Raw genomic sequence first — 16886 nt, 5'->3', positions numbered from 1 at the left:
GGGCCAGACGGTCACCCTGAAGTTCGCCGGCACCGAGGACGTCTCGCTGCAGACCAGCTTCGTGATCGACGACACCGCGATCACCACCAGCTGACCCGCGGTCAGTAGAACCAGGTAAGACAGGGGCAGGGCCCGGCAGCCACGGCTGCCGGGCCCTGCGGTCGTCCGCGGGGCGCTCCGCCGCCGTTCCGCGGGGTGCTCCGCCGCCGTGGAGTACGGGGCCGGGCCGGGCGATCGACCGGGCGGCGGGCTTCCGTCCGGGCGAGGAACGGCCAACTCACCCCTTCGGGCCTCGCCGCGCACGCGGGGACCGCGTACGATCACGGCGTCCTGGGCCGCGGCGCGACCGCCCACGCCACCACCACCGTGCTCACGCACTCGTCCGACAGGGCCCCTTCGCATGAAGCTGATCACCGCGATCGTCAAGCCGTTCAAGCTGGACGACGTCAAGAACGCACTGCAGGTCATTGGTGTGCACGGACTGACCATCAGCGAGGTCAGCGGGTACGGTCGCCAGCACGGCCACACCGAGGTGTACCGGGGGGCGGAGTACCGGATCGACCTGGTGCCGAAGGCCCGGATCGAGGTGGTGGTGGCGGACGCGGACGCCGAGCGGGTGATCGAGGAGATCGTCCGGGCCGCCCGTACGGGGAAGATCGGCGACGGCAAGGTGTGGGCGATGCCGGTGGAGGACATCATCCGCGTCCGTACCGGTGAGCGCGGTCCGGACGCGGTGTAGGGCCGTTCGGGGCCCTGAGGCCGTTCGGAGCGGGGCCCCGGGCCGACGAATTCGTCGTCGGCCGGGGCCCCGTCGTCGTGGTCGCCGCGTCCGTGTTCCGGCTGTTCGGGCGGCTGTCCGGGTGGTTGTTCGGCGGCGGACTCCGGGTAAGCGGTGGCCGTCGTGGGCCGGGAGGTCGTAGGCGATCCGGGCCGGGGCTGCGGAAACGTTCCGCCAGGGCTCTTGACGGTCCGTTCCGCCCGCCCTAGGTTCAGCGCTGCAAGTTTCGGCAAGTTTCAGAAACTCTCTGCAGATTGACCCCCGGCTGCCCCACCTCAGCCCCCAGGAGACATCGTGGTCCCCTCCGCCCCCACCCGCCGGCCCGCCCGCGCGGCCGGCGCGCTCACCGCCGCCGCGGCGCTCGCGCTCTCACTCACCGCGGCCTTCGGTGCCGCCCCCGCCGCCCAGGCCGCCCCGCCCGGCGGCAAGGACGTCACGGCGACGCTCTTCGAGTGGCGCTTCGACTCCGTCGCCAAGGCCTGTACCGACACGCTCGGCCCGAAGGGGTACGGCTTCGTCGAGGTCTCGCCGCCCCAGGAACACATCCAGGGCGGCCAGTGGTGGACCTCCTACCAGCCCGTCAGCTACCGGATAGCCGGGCGCCTCGGCGACCGGACGGCCTTCAAGAGCATGATCGACACCTGCCACGCGGCCGGCGTCAAGGTGATCGCCGACTCGGTGATCAACCACATGTCGGCCGGGTCCGGCACCGGCACCGGCGGCACGAACTACACCAAGTACACCTACCCCGGGTACTACCAGGACTGGGACTTCCACTCCTGCCGCACCGCGATCAGCAACTACGCCGACCGCTCCAACGTGCAGAACTGCGAGCTGGTCAACCTCTCCGACCTCGACACCGGCTCCCCGTACGTCCAGCAGACCATCGCCCGCTACCTCGACGACCTCGCCTCGCTCGGCGTCGACGGCTACCGGATCGACGCGGCCAAGCACATCGCCGCCGCCGACCTCGCCGCGATCAAGGCCCGGACGGCCCGCCCCGGCGCGTACTGGGTGCAGGAGGTCATCTACGGCGCGGGCGAGCCGATCCAGCCGTCCGAGTACACCGGCACCGGCGACGTGGACGAGTTCCGCTCCGGGACGTGGCTGAAGAGCGCCTTCCAGGGCGGCCGGATCGCCGACCTCGCCGGCTGGGGCACCGGCCTGCTGCCCGGCGACAAGGCCCGCACCTTCGTCGACAACTGGGACACCGAGCGCAACGGCTCCACCCTGACGTACAAGGACGGCAGCACCTACACCCTGGCCAACGTCTTCCTGCTGGCCCACCCGTACGGCTCGCCCAACGTCTACTCCGGCTACGCCTTCTCCGGTCACGACGACGGCCCGCCGAACGGCGGCACCGTCAACGCCTGCTACGCCGACGGCTGGAACTGCGTCCACGCCTGGCGGCAGGTCGCCAACATGGTGGGCTTCCGTACCGCGGTCGCGGGCACCGGCATCACCAACTGGTGGTCCAACGGCAACAACGCGATCGCCTTCGGCCGGGGCGGCAAGGGCTTCGTGGTGATCAACCGCGAGTCCGGCCCGGTCACCCAGACCTTCCAGACCTCGCTGCCGGCCGGCTCGTACTGCGACGTCCAGCACGGCGACCCGGTCGCGGGCGGCTGCACCGGCCCCTCCTACCAGGTCGGCGCGGACGGCAGGTTCACCGCCACGGTCGGCGCGGGCGACGCCGTCGCGCTGTACGTCGGCGCGGGCGGCGGCAGCACCCCGGTGGGCGGCGGCGCGTCCTTCGCGGTCAACGCCACCACCGGCTACGGCCAGAACCTCTACGTGGTCGGCGGCAACGCCGCGCTCGGCGGCTGGGACACCGGCCGGGCGCTGCCGCTCTCCTCGGCCGCCTACCCGGTCTGGAAGCTGGACGTGGCGCTGCCCGCCGGCACCGCCTTCGAGTACAAGTACCTCCGCAAGGACGTCGCCGGCGCCGTGACCTGGGAGTCCGGGGCCAACCGCGCCGCGACGGTGCCGGCCTCGGGGCGGGTGACCCTGAACGACACCTGGCGGCCGTAGGGCCGGCCCTACGGCCGCTCCACCCCCGGGCAGGACGGCCGCCGGCCCGTGCTCAGCCCCGGCCGATGTACGGCATGGCCGTCGCCATCACCGTGGCGAACTGCACGTTCGCCTCCAGCGGCAGCCCGGCCATGTGCCGTACCGTCCGGGCCACATCGGCGACGTCCATGGTCGGCTCGACCGCGATCCGGCCGTCCGCCTGCCGTACCCCCACGCTCATCGCCGCCGTCATGTCGGTGGCGGCGTTGCCGATGTCGATCTGCCCGCAGGCGATCCGGTACGGGCGGCCGTCCAGCGACAGCGACTTGGTCAGCCCGGTGACGGCGTGCTTGGTCGCGGTGTAGGCGATCGACTGCGGGCGCGGCGCGTGCGCCGAGACCGAACCGTTGTTGATGATCCGGCCGCCCTGCGGGTCCTGGGCCTTCATGAGCCGGAACGCGGCCCGCGCGCAGAGGAAGGCCCCGGTCAGATTGAGGTCGACCACGGCCCGCCACTCGGCGATGTCCAGTTCGTCGACCGGCGCGGGCGCGCCGAAGGTGCCGGCGTTGTTGAACAGCAGGTCGAGCCGGCCGAAGCGCCCGGCGGTCTCGTCGAAGAGGGCGTCCACCGCCGCCGGGTCGGTGACGTCGGTCGGCACCACGGCGGCGGCGGTGCCGCTCAGCCGGGCCGTTCCGCGCAGCGGTTCGGACCTCCGCCCGGCGAGCACCAGCTGCCAGCCGGCGGCGGCCAGCTCCAGCGCCACGGCGCGGCCCACCCCGCTGCCGGCTCCGGTGACGACGGCGATCTGCTGGGGCATGGTGGGCTCCACGGGTCTCGGGCGGCTGCCCCGATCGTTCCCGATCCCGGGCTCCGTGTCACTGCTGGAAGGGCCCGGGGGCCCGGCCCGTCCTCCCCGGCCGGGCTTTCCCCGGCCGTGCCCCCCCGGACGGCGGGGGGCGACCCCCGCCGTCCGGCAGGGGCGGGCCGCGGGCCTTTACCCGATCGGGGACAAACATTGGATCGACGCTGGCCCTGGCGCAACCGGCCCGCCCCGGCCCACGTCATAAGATCGCAGGACGGCGCACCACCGCGAGGGACGGCGCGCCGCCGTTCCGGGGACCGCTGTACGATGCCGCGCCCCGGGCCTGTCCGGCCCCACCCGGGGGCCGCCGCCCGGCTCCCGACGGAGCGGGCGTGACACTGGTCGGAGAGTTCTCACCGTGCAGCCGCAGTCCACCCGTTTCCGCGCCGTTCTGACCGGTGCCGCCGCCTTCACCCTGGCCGCCTCGCTGGCCGCCTGTGGCAGTACGGACGGCAGTGGGAAAGGGGGCGGCGTCAAGGCCGAGGGCAAGGCGGGCGCGAGCGGGACGGCCGCCCCGGGCACCCCGGCCGGAGGCAGCACCTCCGCCGCGCCCACCAGTGCCGCCCCGGCCGCCCCGAGCAAGGTGCTGATGCCCACCGGACCGTCCGCCGTCCTCTCGAAGGCCCGCGACACCGGTGCCGGCCAGATCATGGTGACCACGCTGAACGGCCCCAAGTCGGGCGTCTCCGGCCGGGTCTGGGTCTGGCTGCCGCCCGAGTACAACGACCCGAAGTTCGCCAGGACCGGTTTCCCCGTCCTCACCCTCTACGCGGGCGGCCAGAGCAACGGCTACAACACCTGGACCGACAACCAGCTGCCGATCCAGGAGATCGACGCCGAGCTGTCCAAGGCCGGCAAGGCGCACCCGTTCATCATGATCATGCCGGTCCAGAACCTCGAGGCCGACGAGAAGAAGGCCCTGGAGTGCGCCGACATCCCCGGGCAGCCCAAGATGGGCACCTGGATGGCCGAGGACATCCCGGACTTCGTCCGCGCCAACTTCCGTACGGTCAAGGGCCGTGACGGCTGGGGCCTGATGGGCGCCTCCACCGGTGCGTTCTGCAGCGCCAAGCTCGCCCTCCAGCACCCGGACACGTTCAAGGCCGCCGTGCCGATCGACGGCTACTTCAACCCGGACTCGCCGCTCTGGAAGGGACACGACGCCGAGCGGCTGGCCAACAGCCCCGACGTGCTGGTCGCCCAGGGCAGGGCCGACGTGAAGATGCTCGCCACCGCGGGCGGCGCCAACGCCTACGAGACGAAGCTGGTCAAGGCCTGGGTCGCCAAGGCCGCCGCGCCGCTGTCCGTCGAGTACTACGAGCAGGCGGGCGGCAAGCACCTCACCAGCGACTTCAAGAAGATGATCCCGGACATGCTGCAGTGGCTGACCAGGAACCTGGCCGGCCCGGCCGCCGACTGACCGCCGGGACGGGGCCCGCCGACCGGTCGTCACCGGCCGGGCGGCCCTCCGCGGGCGATTGCGGGCCGTCTGCGGGCCGGCCGCGGCGGGCTTCCGGAAGGCCGTTGACCTGCACGTCAATCGGACATTGATTCGCCTCTGATCGACTGTGACCACTGTGGTGGGACCGCGTTCCTCCAACCGTGCCAAGTCGTGAAGAGAGTGCCATGCCGAGCTACCTGCTGCCCGTCGCCTCCCCGTCCGTTCCCGCCCAGGCGGGTCCGCAGCACGAGCGGGCCGCCGAGGAGCCGGAAACCGTGCGGTTCGCCGGGCTGCGGCTGGTCCACAGCGCGCTCCGCCGTGACCTGGCCCGGCTGCCCAACGCGCTGCGGCTGCTCCAGCCCGGCGAGGACGACAAGGGGGCGGCGCTACTACGGCACTGGAACTTCGTCACCGCGATGCTGACCTGCCACCACGAGCAGCAGGACACCCGGATCTGGCCGATCGCGCGCCGCTTCGCCCCTGAACTGCGGCTGCTGCTCAACTGGCTGGAGGCCGACCACCACAACCTCGACCACTCCTTCACCCGGGTCACCACCCTGGTGCGGATCGCCAGCCGGGACGCGGGCAGCGTCTGGCCGGTCGCCTACGCGATGGAGGACCTGGCGGCCCGGCTGGAGACGCATCTGCGGATCGAGGAGCGTCAGCTGCTGCCGGGGATGGAGCGGGTGTTCCCCGTCTCCTCCCGGGTCGGCGGCCTGCCCGAGTTCCTGGAGCTGCTCTGCGCGGCCGACGGCCCGGGCACCGCCGACGCGCTGGCCTGGCTGCTGGACGAGGTCGAGCCGTCGCTGGTCGAGCGTCTGCTGGCCGACTGCGACGACGACGTGGCCCGCAACTGGCCGCACTGGCAGGCCACCTACCAGCGCTGCACCGCTCCGCTCTGGGGCCCGGTCGACGGTTGGGGCGCCGCCTTCGAGTGACCGGGGGCTCTTTCGCGGGCCCTTGATCTACGCGCGTGGCACATGCCTCGGCGCGGTGCCCGTGGCCTATGCCGCAGCCCTATGCCGCAGTCCTGTGCCGGAGCTCCGCGCAGAGCCTGCGGTGAGCTCCAACTCCCGCACCCCCTAGGGGATTCGACCCACTCGCCTCGGGGTCACGGCCGTCCGGCCACTCCGGGCCAGGCCAGGGGGCGCGTACCGCCGGCGACCGATGGCGCCGTACGGCCCGCCGCCTACCGTCGAAGCCATGACCACCGCGACCACTCCGCGCCCCGCCCGGATCCGTTCGGCCGCTCTCGCGGTCGGTGCCGTCCTGCTGATCGGCACCGGACTCACCGCCTGCAAGGCGTCCGCCTCACTCTGCACCAACGACAACAGCTGCGATGTCGTCGTCCGCACCGAGGGTGGCGACTCCACCCACACCGTCGAGGTCTTCGGCGGCGACAAGACCATCAAGCTGACGGTCAGTCACATCACCGACACATCGGCCGAGGTGAAGCTCGGCGACGAGAGCAAGACCGTCACCGAGGACACCGAGACGGCCATCGGCAAGGCGAAGGTCGTACTCCGCAATGCCAACGCGGGCGACCACTACGCCGAACTCCACGTCAGCCGCTGACCGGTGGTGCCCGCTGAGGGTGCCGGCCCTACTCGGGCAGGCGGTTGAGCCAGGCCAGCGGGGTGACGGTGATCGCGTTGCTCGGTGAACCGTCCCACTCCACCGGCAGGCCCACGGCCTCCAGCGCCGCCACCACCTCCCGGCCGATCTCCGCCGTCCGGCGCTCCGACAGCGCGGTCGGCTCCTCGGTGGTACGGAACCCGCCGTACCGCAGCGTCAGCCCGTGCCCGGCGGCCGCCGCCTCGGTGTCCTGCTGGTGGAAGAAGACGAACCCGCGCGAGTCCTCGTCGGCCTCGCCGCCGATCTCCTCGTACCCGCAGCTCCCGCAGCAGGTGAAGTCCATCGCCGCGACGATGCCCTGCTCCTCCAGCGCGTCGAAGGCCTCCTCCAGCCGGTCCACGTCCGTGGTCTCCGGCCAGGACGCCTGCTCGGCCAGCCGCTCCTGCCACAGCGGAGCGACGATCCGCTCCGCCTCCTCCTGGGTCACCCCCTGGTCGTCGAGTTCATCGACCAGGGACTCGGCTATCTCGTCCGGTTCCTGGAAGCCGCACCGGATCAACTCGCGGGCACGCTCCTCGGCGTCGCGCAGCACATCGGGGGTGAGAGCCGTCTCCTGCTTCATGCCCGCATCCTCGCACCCGGCACTGACAACCGCGCCGGCCGGGGGCCGCTGCTACCCTCCCTCGGTGACCGCTCTGCTCGAACCCCCGCTGATCACCCGTCTGCTGGCCGCCGAGCGCATTCTGATCGCCGGTGCCGGAGGCGGCTTCGACGTGTACGCGGGACTGCCGATCGCCCTCGCCCTGCGCGCGGCCGGCAAGGAGGTGCACCTCGCCAACCTCTCCTTCAGCCACCTCTACGGACTGCCCAGCGACGTCTGGCTGGAGCCCGACGTGGCCCGGATCCGCCCCGACACCGCTGCCCCCGAGGGGTACTTCCCGGAGCGCACCCTGGCGCGCTGGCTGCACCGGCACGGCATGCCCGACAGCGTCTGGGCGTTCGCCGCGGTCGGGGTCAAGCCCCTGCGGGACGCCTACCGGGCGCTCGCCGGCCACCTCGGCGTCGACGCGATCCTGCTGGTCGACGGCGGCACCGACATCCTGATGCGCGGCGACGAGTCGGGGCTCGGCACTCCCGAGGAGGACATGGCGAGCCTCGGTGCGGTCGCCGGGCTCGACGGGATACCCGAGCGGCTGGTCGCCTGTCTGGGCTTCGGCATCGATGCCTTCCACGGGGTCAACCACGCACTGGTGCTGGAGAACCTCGCCGCTCTCGATCGCGCGGGCGGCTATCTCGGCGCCTTCTCGATCCCGCGGGACAGCCGGGAGGGCGCGCTCTACCTGGACGCGGTCGAGCACGCCCGGGCCGCCTTCCCCGAACACCCCAGCATCGTCAACGGCTCGGTGGCGGCCGCCCTGCGCGGCGAGTTCGGCGATGTCCGGTTCACCGACCGGACCGGGCAGAGCCCGCTCTTCGTCAATCCGCTGATGACGCTCTACTTCGGCGTCACCGTCGAGGCCCTGGCCGCCGAGCACCGCTATCTGGACCTGATCGAGCACACCGTGCTGATGCGTCAGATCAGCTCCGTCATCGAGGAGTTCCGCGACGGCCTGCCGGCCCAGCGGCCGCCCCGCCAGTTCCCGCACTGACCGCGCCGGCCACGCCGCCGCACTGACCGCTCACCGGAATCACCGTTCAGGCCGCGCCGGTCTCAGCCCGCCGCGAGCCGGAACTCCAGGTTCCCGAACCGCACCTGGTCACCCGGCCGCACCCGTACCCCGCCCGCGATCCGAAGGCCGTTCACATGCGTGCCGTTGGTGGAGCCGAGGTCGTACAGCACCCAGCCACCGCCCTCGTGCCGCAGCTCGGCGTGCTGCCGGGACACCGAGGCGTCGAGCAGCCGCAGCCCCGAGCCGGGGATCCGGCCGATCGTCAGCTGCCGCGCCCCGGCCTGCGGCAGACTCAGCCCCGGCAGCCGCTCCAGCCGCCAGGCTCCGCGCAGCCGCGCCCCGAACGAGGAGATCCAGCCCACCGTCCGCAGCACGAACCGCCCGACCGGGTTCCCGGCCGGCAGGCCCGCCACCGCCGCGTCAAGCTCGGCCCGGCTGCCGGCGTGCAGCACGATCTCCATCCTCCCGAGGAAGGTGTCGTGCGACAGCCGTCCGCTGCCCGCGCCGTCCCGCAGGACCCCCAGAGCCTGCTCCCGCTCGGCCTCGGACGGCCGGACCACATGTGTCCGGATCTCAGGAGACGTCATGGCCCGATTGTCGGCTCAGCCGCACCCACCTGTCCAGATTCCCGGGACCGCCGGGACACCGTGAACCCGGTGCCCAGGCTCAGGCTCCCGGGCCCGGGCCCGCGCCCGACCGGGGCCGGACCGGGGCAAGGGGATCTCCAGGGGCCGGGTGTCAGGTCTTCCTGGCCGCTGCCAGGATCTTGGCGGTGGTGTGCAGAAAACGGGAGGTGCTCAGCCCCGGGTAGGACGGGCCGAAGAGCGTGCCGGGGTTGGTGTTCATCCGGCCGCCCCGCAGGTGGATCACCACGTAGGCGGTACCGGGATCGGCGCCGACGACCTCGTAGTCGCCCTTCGGCGAGGTGAACGGGACGGTGAGGTCCACGGGCAGCGGCTCGGAGAGGAAGACCACCATCAGCCGGACGTCCGGGGTGGCCTCGATGCCCGCGAACGGCTCGGCGTCGAGCAGGGCCGCCACCTCCTCGACGGTGCGCAGCAGCACCGGGACGGGGTAGCCGAGCGCGTCGGCCAGGTGCTCCTCGATCCGCCGGGTCAGCGCGGCACGGTCCGGCTCGTCGGTGCTGAAGAAGACGTTGCCGCTCTGGATGTACGAACGGACGCCGCCGAGGCCGAGCTCGGCGAAGAGCGCCCGCAACCGCTCCATGGTCACCGTCCGCCCGCCGACGTTGATCGCCCGCAGGAACGCGATGTACGTGGTCGTGGTGGTCACCGGGCCAGTCTGGCAGCGGGCACCGACAACGCCGCCGTCCGCGCCTGCCCGCCGCGGTCCGCCCATGCCACCTGCCCGGGCCGTCCGCTTCACCGCCGTCCGCCCGCCTGTCCGGCGGATCCGGCGGAGCCGCCGCCCGGCCCGTTCCACGCCTTCCGGCTGGAGCTGGAACAGGTGGTGCACACGACCGTGGGCGACGGCCACCTGTGGATCACGTCCTGGCACCCGGGCGGAGCCGGTGCGGCGGCTCCCGGCGTGCGCGGGGGCCGGTGCCGTGGAGCCCGTCGGATCAGCGGGCCCGGCGGAGTTCCACAGGACCGGCCCTACGGCAGGACGGACTTGACGGCCTCGGGGGTCCGGGCCACGACGGCGTGACCGTCGTCCGCGGTGATGATCGGGCGCTGGATCAGGATCGGGTGCTCGGCCATCGCGGCGATCCACCGCGCCCGGTCGCCCGGCTCCCTGGTCCACTGCTTCATGCCCAGGTCCTTGGCGGCCTGCTCGTCGAGCCGGGTGATGTCCCACGGCTCCAGCCCCAGCCGCTCCAGCACCTGCTCCAGCTCGGCGGCGCTGGGCGGGTCCTCCAGGTAGCGCCGCACGGTGAACTCGGCGCCGACGGCCGTCAGCTCGCCGAGCGCCGCCCGACACTTCCCGCAGCGCGGGTTGATCCAGATCTCCATGCGGTCAGGGTACCGACCGCGGCCCCGCCCGGCGGCGAACCCGGACGGCGGCGGCCCTGCCAGGCGGCGAACCCGGGCGGCCGGGGAACTCCGGCGCCTCCACCGGAGGTTTATCCGGGCGGGGGCAGAGCCTGGGGAGGGAGCACCGGATGGACGGCGCGGCGATCATCGAGCAGTTGCTGACGCGGGAGGGCAGGGCGGACCCGTACCCGCTGTACGCGAGGGCGCACGAGCTCGGCGCCGCGGTGCCCGCCGGGCCGGGCACCGTCCTGGCGATCGGGCACGCGGCGGTCGACGCGGTGCTGCGCGACCCCGGTTTCGGCGTCACCGGCGCCGAGCCGCGGGAGGACCTGGACGCCGAGTACGCCCGGCACCCGTCGCTGGCCCTGTTCGGCCGCTCGATCCTGGAACGCAACGCGCCCGACCACGCCCGGGTCCGCTCGCTGATCGCCTCGGTCTTCACCGCCCGCCGGGTCGCCGCACTGCGGCCGGCCGTCGAGGCGGCGGTCGGCCGGCTGCTCGACGAGATGGCCGAGCAGGGCGCCGACGGCTCGCCCGTCGACTTCATGGACGCCTTCGCCTTCCGGCTGCCGGTCGGGGTGATATGCGAACTGCTCGGCGTCCCCGAGCGGGACCGCTACCGCTTCCGGGGCCTGGCCTCGGACCTCACCGTCGCCCTGGAGTTCATCCAGGACTTCGCCGAGCTGGCCGCCGCCGACGAGGCCGCCGGTGAACTGGCCGGCTACTTCACCGCACTCGCCGCCGAGCGGCTCGCCCGCCCCCAGGACGACCTGGTCAGCGACCTCGTCCGGATCTCCGTCGACGACCCGGACCGGCTCTCCGGCCAGGAACTGCTGGCCAACCTGGTGCTGCTGCTGGTGGCCGGCTTCGAGACCACCACCAACCTGCTGGGCAACGGGCTCGCCCAGCTCTTCCGCCACCCCGGGGTGGCGGACGGCCTGCGCACCGGAGCGGTCACCCCGGCCGCCTTCACGGACGAGGTGCTGCGCTACGACTCCCCGGTCCAGCTCACCTCGCGGATCGCCCGCACCGAGGGCCTGACCGTCGAGGGGCTGGCCGCGCCGCCCGGCACCCTGGTGGTCGTCCTGCTCGCCGCGGCCAACCACGACCCGGCCCGTCACCACCGCCCGGAGGTCTTCGACCCGGGCCGCCCCGACAGCCGGCCGCTCAGCTTCGGCGGCGGGCCGCACTACTGCCTGGGTGCCCAGCTGGCCCGGCTGGAGGCCGAGGTCGCCGTGCGGGCCCTGCTCGACCGCTTCCCCCGGCTCGCCCCCGGCGGTGTCGCCACCCGGCGGGACCGCCTGCTGCTGCGCGGCTTCGACACCCTGCCGGTCACCGTCCGCTGACCGCCCCTGACCGGGGGCGTTCGGCCCAAGGGGCCGGGACCAAAGCATGGGGTCACAGGGCCGTTGGTAAGGGAACATGGAGGGACGAAACCGGTCATCCCGGACCGGTTCGCGAGGAGGTCCCCGCCGTGCCCGCAGCGCCTCGCCCGCCCCGGTCGGCGCCCGTGGAACCGAGTGTGCCGCGCTGGGTCCTCTGGCTGCCCTTCGTGCTGCTGGTGCTCGACCTGGTGGCGGAGGCGATCGTCCCGGACGCGGTCGCGGCCGGCTTCCTGCTGACCGCGCTGCCGGTGGTGGTGGCGTTCAGCTACGGGCCGGTCATGACCGCCTCGGCGACCGGCGGCGCCCTGGTGCTCCAGATCGCGCTGGCCATGCGGGCCGGGCACCTCGACGAGCAGCACCACGTCTGGGTCTACATCTCCACGCTGCTGGCCGGGGTGATGGGCACCGCCCTGTCCTGGCAGCGGATCCGGCAGAACCGCCATCTGCTGCGCGTCCGCACGGTCGCCGAGACGCTCCAGCGCACGGTGCTGCGCCCGGTCCCCGAGCGGGCCGGCGGCCTGCGGGTGGCGGGTCTCTACCGCCCGGCCCAGGCCGAGGTGCTGGTCGGCGGGGACCTGTACGAGGTGTGCGACACCCGCTTCGGGGTCCGGGTCCTGCTCGGCGACGTCCGGGGCAAGGGCCTGGGCGCGGTCCGGACGGTGGCGGACGTGCTCGGCGCCTTCCGCGCGACCGCGCACGACACCGCCGACCTGGTCGAACTCGCCGAGCAGCTGGACCGCGCGGTGCTGCGCGACGCCGCCGACCGCGGGGACGACGAGCTGTTCGTGACGGCCGTCCTGGTCCAGTACCGGCCCGGTTCCGACTGCGTGGAGATCATCAACCGGGGCCATGTCGCCCCGCTGCTGCTCTCCGGCCGCACCATCGCCCCGGTCGTCTGCCCGGACGAACTGCCGCTCGGCCTCGGCCACCTCCGCTCCATGGACCCGCCCCCCAAGCCCACGGCCGTGGCCCTGCCACCGGGCCACACCCTGCTGCTCTACACCGACGGCGTCAGCGAGGCCCGCGACGCCGTCGGCGCCTTCTACCCGCTGGCCCGCCGGCTGGCCCTCCTCGGCAGCACCGCCCCGGACGTCCTGGTCTCCTTCCTCGCCCAGGACGTCCACGACTACGCCCGCCTGCTCGCCGACGACCTCGCCGTCCTCGCCCTCACCCCCGCCCCGGCCGCCCGCCCTCCGCGCTCATGAGGGGCTCGCACACCGCGAAGCCCCCGCCCGGCCAGGGGAACGAATCGCAGCTCCTGGCCGCTGTCCGCGTCGGACGGCACGGCTGCTCTCAGGCATGTCAGGCACGGTCCCGGTGCGCAGACGGAAAATTGGTTGAGCCTCGGGTGGCCAGGTGGCAGGCTTGCCCGCCGTGACCGAGATCACCAAGTCGCACGACGACGAGGTGGACATCGATGCATCCCTGGCGGCGCGTCCGCTCTCCACGAGGCGATGACATCCGGGGTCTCGGTGAACAGCACGCGTTACGGAGGACGGATGTCATCGATCAAGCAGTTCCAAGTCACCTTCGACTGCGCGGAACCTGAGCGCGTCGCCCGTTTCTGGTGCGAGGTGCTGGGGTACGTCGTACCGCCGCCACCGGAGGGGTTCGCCACATGGGACGATTTCAATCGCTCGCTGCCGCCTGAGCGCCAGGGTTCAGCGTTTGTCTGCATGGATCCCTCAGGTGTGGGCCCGCGAATGTACTTCCAGCGCGTTCCCGAAGGCAAGGCCGTCAAGAATCGGCTGCATCTCGACGTGCGGGTCGGCACCGGGCTCGTGGGCGAAGAACGCCTCGCCACACTCGAGGCCGAGTGCGCACGGCTGATGGCGCTCGGTGCGGTGCGCGTGCAACTACTGCGTGCCGATGGCGTCAATGAGTCGTGCATCGCGATGCAGGACATCGAGGGCAACGAGTTCTGTCTCGACTGAGGCGCCGCGAACGCGTCCTCCTCCCCTTTGGCCAGGGCGAAGAACCGCCCCGGCCTGTCAGGGCGCTGCAGTGCCTCCCGCACCGCCCGGCGACGGATTCCGTACCTCCGGCCGAGCGCCCGGACGCCCGTACCCTCAAGCCGTGTGTCCCGCCGGATCGCGGCGAACATCTCCACCTCGGTCATCCGCGCCATCTGCGCTCCTTGGACTCGGAGCGCAGATGGCGTCCCACCGCAGCCCTCCGGTGGGGCCGGCACAGGTCCTTGGGCGGCCAGGAAGCCACTCACCTTGGCGATGACCTCGCGCTGCCACGCCTGCGACTGCGGGTGCGCGTACGTGGGGTCATCGTGGACTGCGAAACCGTGCTGCGCGCCTTCGAGTTCGTACAGCTCCGCCCCGGCGTCGAACAGCGGCCCGTACCGGCGGGAAAGCTCAACAGGCACGAACGTGTCCTTCGTGCCGTGGACGATGAGGACGGGGACGCGGACGGCGGCGCAGATGGCTTCGGGTTCCAGGAAGAAGACTTCGTTGAGGAGGCCCCGGCCGGTCTCGAACGGCTGGCGGACGGAGAATCCGTGCTCGTCCAGCTTCGCGGCGCGTTCCTCCGACAGGTAGTCCTCGCTCCAGCCGGCCTGGTCGGTGATGAATCGGTTCCGGTAGTCCATGCGGGGGTTCAGCAACACCAACTTGGCGACATCGTCGGGCCGGTGGCCGGTGTGCAGCGCGGCTGCACCTCCGGAGAACGACGCCGCGACGACGTGTACCGGCCCCGGCCGTTCAGCGACCTGGACAAGGTGGTCGGAGGCGGCCCGGATGTCGTTGGCCACCCCCGCGATCGTCACATCCGCGAATCGGCCGGAGCTGGCACCGTGGGCCCGCAGGTCGAACCGTAGGCAGGTGATGCAGGTGGACGCCAGACCCGCCGCCAGGCGCGTGAAGAATCCGCCTTCTTCGCGGGTGACACCGGCACCGTGCGCGAGCACGGCCAGAGCTGCCGGGGGAGTCGGGGAGGGTGTGATCGTGCCGAAGAGCTGGGTGCCGTCGAGGGACCGAAATGCCGTCTCGTGATCAGCCATGGACAGATGGTAGCCACTTGACCATCGCCGAGGGCCGCGCTCACGTGACTCAACCTCGCGCCGATCGGCGCGGAGTCCGGAAACGACGAAGCCCCGTCTCCGGCTACAGCAGGAGACGGGGCTTCGGAGCGATCGTTCGGCAGATCTCGTATCAGGTCGGAACGCGAAGATCCGCCTGCGGCTTCCGCATCGTCGAGGCCCTCCGCGCCATGATCCTGCTCTGCTTGGCCGGTTACGCCCGGCCCCTACCCGGACGCACCTGACCAACGCCCGTCAGGACCCGCAGAAGGGAACGAAGAGCCCTTTTTCTGGGGGCACTGTCGGCTGCCCGCAATACCCCACCTTGCCCCGCCTCTTACAGGTCGTAGTTCTGATCGAATAAGCCTTTGGCCTGCGGAAACGTGAGCCTCCTGGAAGATCATTTCACAACCAGTGCACATGCGGGGCCTTCAACAGATGAGATGCGTCGAGAAGGACCGAATGGTGATCGGGGGCGTTTGCTGCTTGCCGCAGGGCGCTATGCAGCGCTATCACTGGACGTGCAGCGCGGATGTCCAGCATTCGGATTGTGGTGACCGAAGAGTTGGACAGCCTCCTGACAGCACTCCAGGTGCAAGTCGATGTCCAGGAGTATTGACTCGACCTTTGAGCCCGGGGCCTGCGGAGACGGACGAATGTCTCCGCAGGCCTCCTCGCGAGATCAGGACTCGTCCACTCCGGGGGTGAAGGTGTACACGGCACGCTCGTCCATGCCGATGGCTCGCATCAGCTCGAGGGTGGGTACCCGGTACTTGTTGCCGATCCGCAGGATCTTGCAGGGGAAGACGTCTTCGCGGGCGAGCCGGTACGCGGTGGTCAGACAGATGCCCAGCGCCCTGGCCGCCGTCGGGACGTTGACCACGACCGGTAGGTCGAAGGCCTCCATGAAGCTCAGCGGGGTCCGGTCATCCGAGCTCATCGGCGCACCGCCCCACGGGGCGGGCGTCCGCCGGTCAGGTGGCGCCCGCAGCCGGTGTCCTGGGCCCGGTGGAGGCTTCCCCGTTTTCCGGTCGTCTCCTCTAGCGCACTGAGGGCTTGGTACCCCGCGCTCCCGGGAGAGACGGTGAAGCGAAGTTCGGCCCGCAGCCCGTTGGTGTGTCCGTACCGGGTGACCTCCATCCGGAGGGACTGGGCCGGGTCGGACTCGTGTGGGTCGTCGTCCGGTGCCACCACGTCGTCCGCCCAGTGTTCCAGGGCGGCGGATGCGGTCTCCCTGATTCCGGCCCGGGCGTGGTTCCATGCCCGGGTGCGCGCGGCCCTGAGCAGGTCGTCCACCGACCTGTCCTCACCGGTCTGCAGGCCCTCCAGCAGGCCGAGCACCATCTCCGCCTCCAGGTCCGCCCGGTCGGCGCGCAGGCGGCGGCAGATGCGGGCGACGGTACCGGCCAGCCTCGGCACGGCCAGCCAGATGAGCAGCAGCTGCCACTGTTCGGCGGACGCGTCCGTGCTCCGGGCGGCATGCAGCGCGGCTCGCCAGACGGGGGCGGTGAGGGCGGGGTCGGAGGTCGGCCCGTAGAGGGCCTCCCACGCCTGGGCGGGCGTCAGGAGAGCCGGTGCCTGGCCGTCCGGGCGGACGCTCAGGTGAAGCGCCTCCGCGGCCCGGGGGTCGTCGAAGTGTCGTGCTACGGCGTTGAACATGCTGCTGGTCGTCGCAACGGTCAAGGTGCAGCCCTCTCTTGGCATCCGTCCGGACGCCGAACTGGTGAGGAGTGGTACCGCGTATCACGCAGTGGTACTGCGTGCCGTCCCGTGAACTCGGGAAACCGGAACTGCAGAAGGACGAGGTCCTTCCGGAGGGTGCCCACCTGTTGGTGGGCACCCGTTTCGGTGTGGCCGCTAGGTCTAGACCGCGGGCGGCGCCGGGGTGTCCGGGGTCGGGTCGGGCAGGGTGGCCGGCGCCGGCGGTACCTCCCTCTCGCGGAGCCGGCGCTTGCTGGTCGGCGGGAACCCGCCGGAGGTCCGCTTGATGCGGCCCCCTCTGCGGGCGGGGATGCGGTTGCTCATGGATTCGTCCTTCCTTGTTCCTGACATTCCGTGGTTGAGCAGTCGCAGCCGGTCCGGCTGGCGACTGACTCGATGCTGCCTGAGGGGAGGGAAGACCGTAGGGGGTGGAACTGAGGGA

Annotated in this window: 17 protein-coding genes and 1 pseudogene; 9 read left to right on the top strand and 9 right to left on the bottom strand. The window is 72.0% G+C overall.

The genetic code is table 11. The annotated features are described in order from the left end of the window. The first annotated feature begins 400 nt into the window (after positions 1 to 400). Both ACIP82_RS33910 and ACIP82_RS33905 read left to right on the top strand, forming a co-directional pair. The gene (locus ACIP82_RS33910) at positions 401 to 739 is read left to right on the top strand and encodes a P-II family nitrogen regulator (RefSeq protein ID WP_363611478.1); all 339 of its coding nucleotides are present in this window, start codon (positions 401 to 403) and stop codon (positions 737 to 739) included. A gap of 333 nt (positions 740 to 1072) precedes the next feature. After that, positions 1073 to 2809 carry a carbohydrate-binding module family 20 domain-containing protein gene (locus ACIP82_RS33905; RefSeq protein WP_400659057.1) on the top strand — a complete coding sequence of 579 codons (1737 nt, stop codon included), beginning with the start codon at positions 1073 to 1075 and terminating at the stop codon, positions 2807 to 2809. A gap of 52 nt (positions 2810 to 2861) precedes the next feature. Here the strand turns inward: ACIP82_RS33905 and ACIP82_RS33900 are convergent, their stop codons facing one another. Further along, positions 2862 to 3605 (bottom strand): SDR family oxidoreductase, encoded by a 744-nt coding sequence (locus ACIP82_RS33900; RefSeq protein ID WP_363611476.1) that lies wholly within the window; start codon positions 3603 to 3605, stop codon positions 2862 to 2864. Positions 3606 to 4008: 403 nt separating this feature from the next. Here ACIP82_RS33900 and ACIP82_RS33895 point away from each other — a divergent pair, with 403 nt between their 5' ends. From ACIP82_RS33895 to ACIP82_RS33885, 3 genes are all read left to right on the top strand, one after another. Beyond that, positions 4009 to 5070, top strand: coding sequence for an alpha/beta hydrolase (locus tag ACIP82_RS33895; RefSeq protein ID WP_400659054.1), 1062 nt, complete (start codon positions 4009 to 4011; stop codon positions 5068 to 5070). Between the two features lie 206 nt (positions 5071 to 5276). Next, positions 5277 to 6029: a hemerythrin domain-containing protein gene (locus ACIP82_RS33890; RefSeq protein WP_363611472.1), complete on the top strand. Its 753-nt coding sequence runs from the start codon at positions 5277 to 5279 to the stop codon at positions 6027 to 6029. A gap of 265 nt (positions 6030 to 6294) precedes the next feature. After that, the gene (locus ACIP82_RS33885; protein WP_400659052.1) at positions 6295 to 6666 is read left to right on the top strand and encodes a hypothetical protein; all 372 of its coding nucleotides are present in this window, start codon (positions 6295 to 6297) and stop codon (positions 6664 to 6666) included. Positions 6667 to 6694: 28 nt separating this feature from the next. Here ACIP82_RS33885 and ACIP82_RS33880 read toward each other — a convergent pair whose 3' ends face one another. After that, positions 6695 to 7288 carry a DUF6891 domain-containing protein gene (locus ACIP82_RS33880; RefSeq protein ID WP_400659050.1) on the bottom strand — a complete coding sequence of 198 codons (594 nt, stop codon included), beginning with the start codon at positions 7286 to 7288 and terminating at the stop codon, positions 6695 to 6697. A gap of 64 nt (positions 7289 to 7352) precedes the next feature. Here ACIP82_RS33880 and ACIP82_RS33875 point away from each other — a divergent pair, with 64 nt between their 5' ends. Next, the gene (locus tag ACIP82_RS33875; RefSeq protein ID WP_400659048.1) at positions 7353 to 8315 is read left to right on the top strand and encodes a DUF1152 domain-containing protein; all 963 of its coding nucleotides are present in this window, start codon (positions 7353 to 7355) and stop codon (positions 8313 to 8315) included. Positions 8316 to 8377: 62 nt separating this feature from the next. Here the strand turns inward: ACIP82_RS33875 and ACIP82_RS33870 are convergent, their stop codons facing one another. The 3 genes from ACIP82_RS33870 to ACIP82_RS33860 form a co-directional block, all read right to left on the bottom strand. Then, positions 8378 to 8923, bottom strand: a complete 546-nt coding sequence (locus ACIP82_RS33870; RefSeq protein ID WP_363611464.1) for a DUF1707 and FHA domain-containing protein — start codon at positions 8921 to 8923, stop codon at positions 8378 to 8380. Positions 8924 to 9074: 151 nt separating this feature from the next. Further along, positions 9075 to 9629: a DUF1697 domain-containing protein gene (locus ACIP82_RS33865; RefSeq protein WP_363611460.1), complete on the bottom strand. Its 555-nt coding sequence runs from the start codon at positions 9627 to 9629 to the stop codon at positions 9075 to 9077. A 323-nt stretch (positions 9630 to 9952) separates the two neighbouring features. After that, entirely contained in the window at positions 9953 to 10309 is a 357-nt protein-coding gene (locus ACIP82_RS33860; protein ID WP_363611458.1) for an arsenate reductase family protein, read from the bottom strand. Between the two features lie 149 nt (positions 10310 to 10458). Between ACIP82_RS33860 and ACIP82_RS33855 the strand changes: the two genes are divergently transcribed. From ACIP82_RS33855 to ACIP82_RS33845, 3 genes are all read left to right on the top strand, one after another. Continuing rightward, a complete protein-coding gene (locus ACIP82_RS33855; RefSeq protein WP_400659045.1) occupies positions 10459 to 11676 on the top strand; it encodes a cytochrome P450 in 1218 nt (405 codons plus the stop codon). A 176-nt stretch (positions 11677 to 11852) separates the two neighbouring features. Next, positions 11853 to 12920: a PP2C family protein-serine/threonine phosphatase gene (locus tag ACIP82_RS33850; protein WP_363611455.1), complete on the top strand. Its 1068-nt coding sequence runs from the start codon at positions 11853 to 11855 to the stop codon at positions 12918 to 12920. 294 nt (positions 12921 to 13214) lie between these two features. Continuing rightward, on the top strand, positions 13215 to 13649 hold the full coding sequence (locus ACIP82_RS33845; protein ID WP_400659060.1) for a VOC family protein: 435 nt from the start codon (positions 13215 to 13217) through the stop codon (positions 13647 to 13649). Positions 13650 to 13999: 350 nt separating this feature from the next. Here the strand turns inward: ACIP82_RS33845 and ACIP82_RS33840 are convergent. The 4 genes and pseudogenes from ACIP82_RS33840 to ACIP82_RS33825 form a co-directional block, all read right to left on the bottom strand. Further along, positions 14000 to 14725, bottom strand: a pseudogene (locus tag ACIP82_RS33840) (alpha/beta hydrolase); the annotation flags it as partial. A gap of 700 nt (positions 14726 to 15425) precedes the next feature. Beyond that, positions 15426 to 15683: a helix-turn-helix domain-containing protein gene (locus ACIP82_RS33835; RefSeq protein WP_400659043.1), complete on the bottom strand. Its 258-nt coding sequence runs from the start codon at positions 15681 to 15683 to the stop codon at positions 15426 to 15428. Further along, positions 15680 to 16402 carry a hypothetical protein gene (locus ACIP82_RS33830; protein ID WP_400659041.1) on the bottom strand — a complete coding sequence of 241 codons (723 nt, stop codon included), beginning with the start codon at positions 16400 to 16402 and terminating at the stop codon, positions 15680 to 15682. Before ACIP82_RS33830 ends, ACIP82_RS33835 begins: the two co-directional genes overlap by 4 nt. Positions 16403 to 16606: 204 nt before the next feature. Next, positions 16607 to 16768: a hypothetical protein gene (locus ACIP82_RS33825; RefSeq protein ID WP_400659039.1), complete on the bottom strand. Its 162-nt coding sequence runs from the start codon at positions 16766 to 16768 to the stop codon at positions 16607 to 16609. Positions 16769 to 16886: the final 118 nt, after the last annotated feature.

Origin of the sequence: Kitasatospora sp. NPDC088548, from assembly GCF_044753005.1 — a bacterium.
Taxonomy (GTDB): Bacteria; Actinomycetota; Actinomycetes; order Streptomycetales; family Streptomycetaceae; genus Kitasatospora.
Note: the sequence above shows the minus strand (reverse complement) of the source record. Positions and strands in the feature narration are given on the sequence as shown.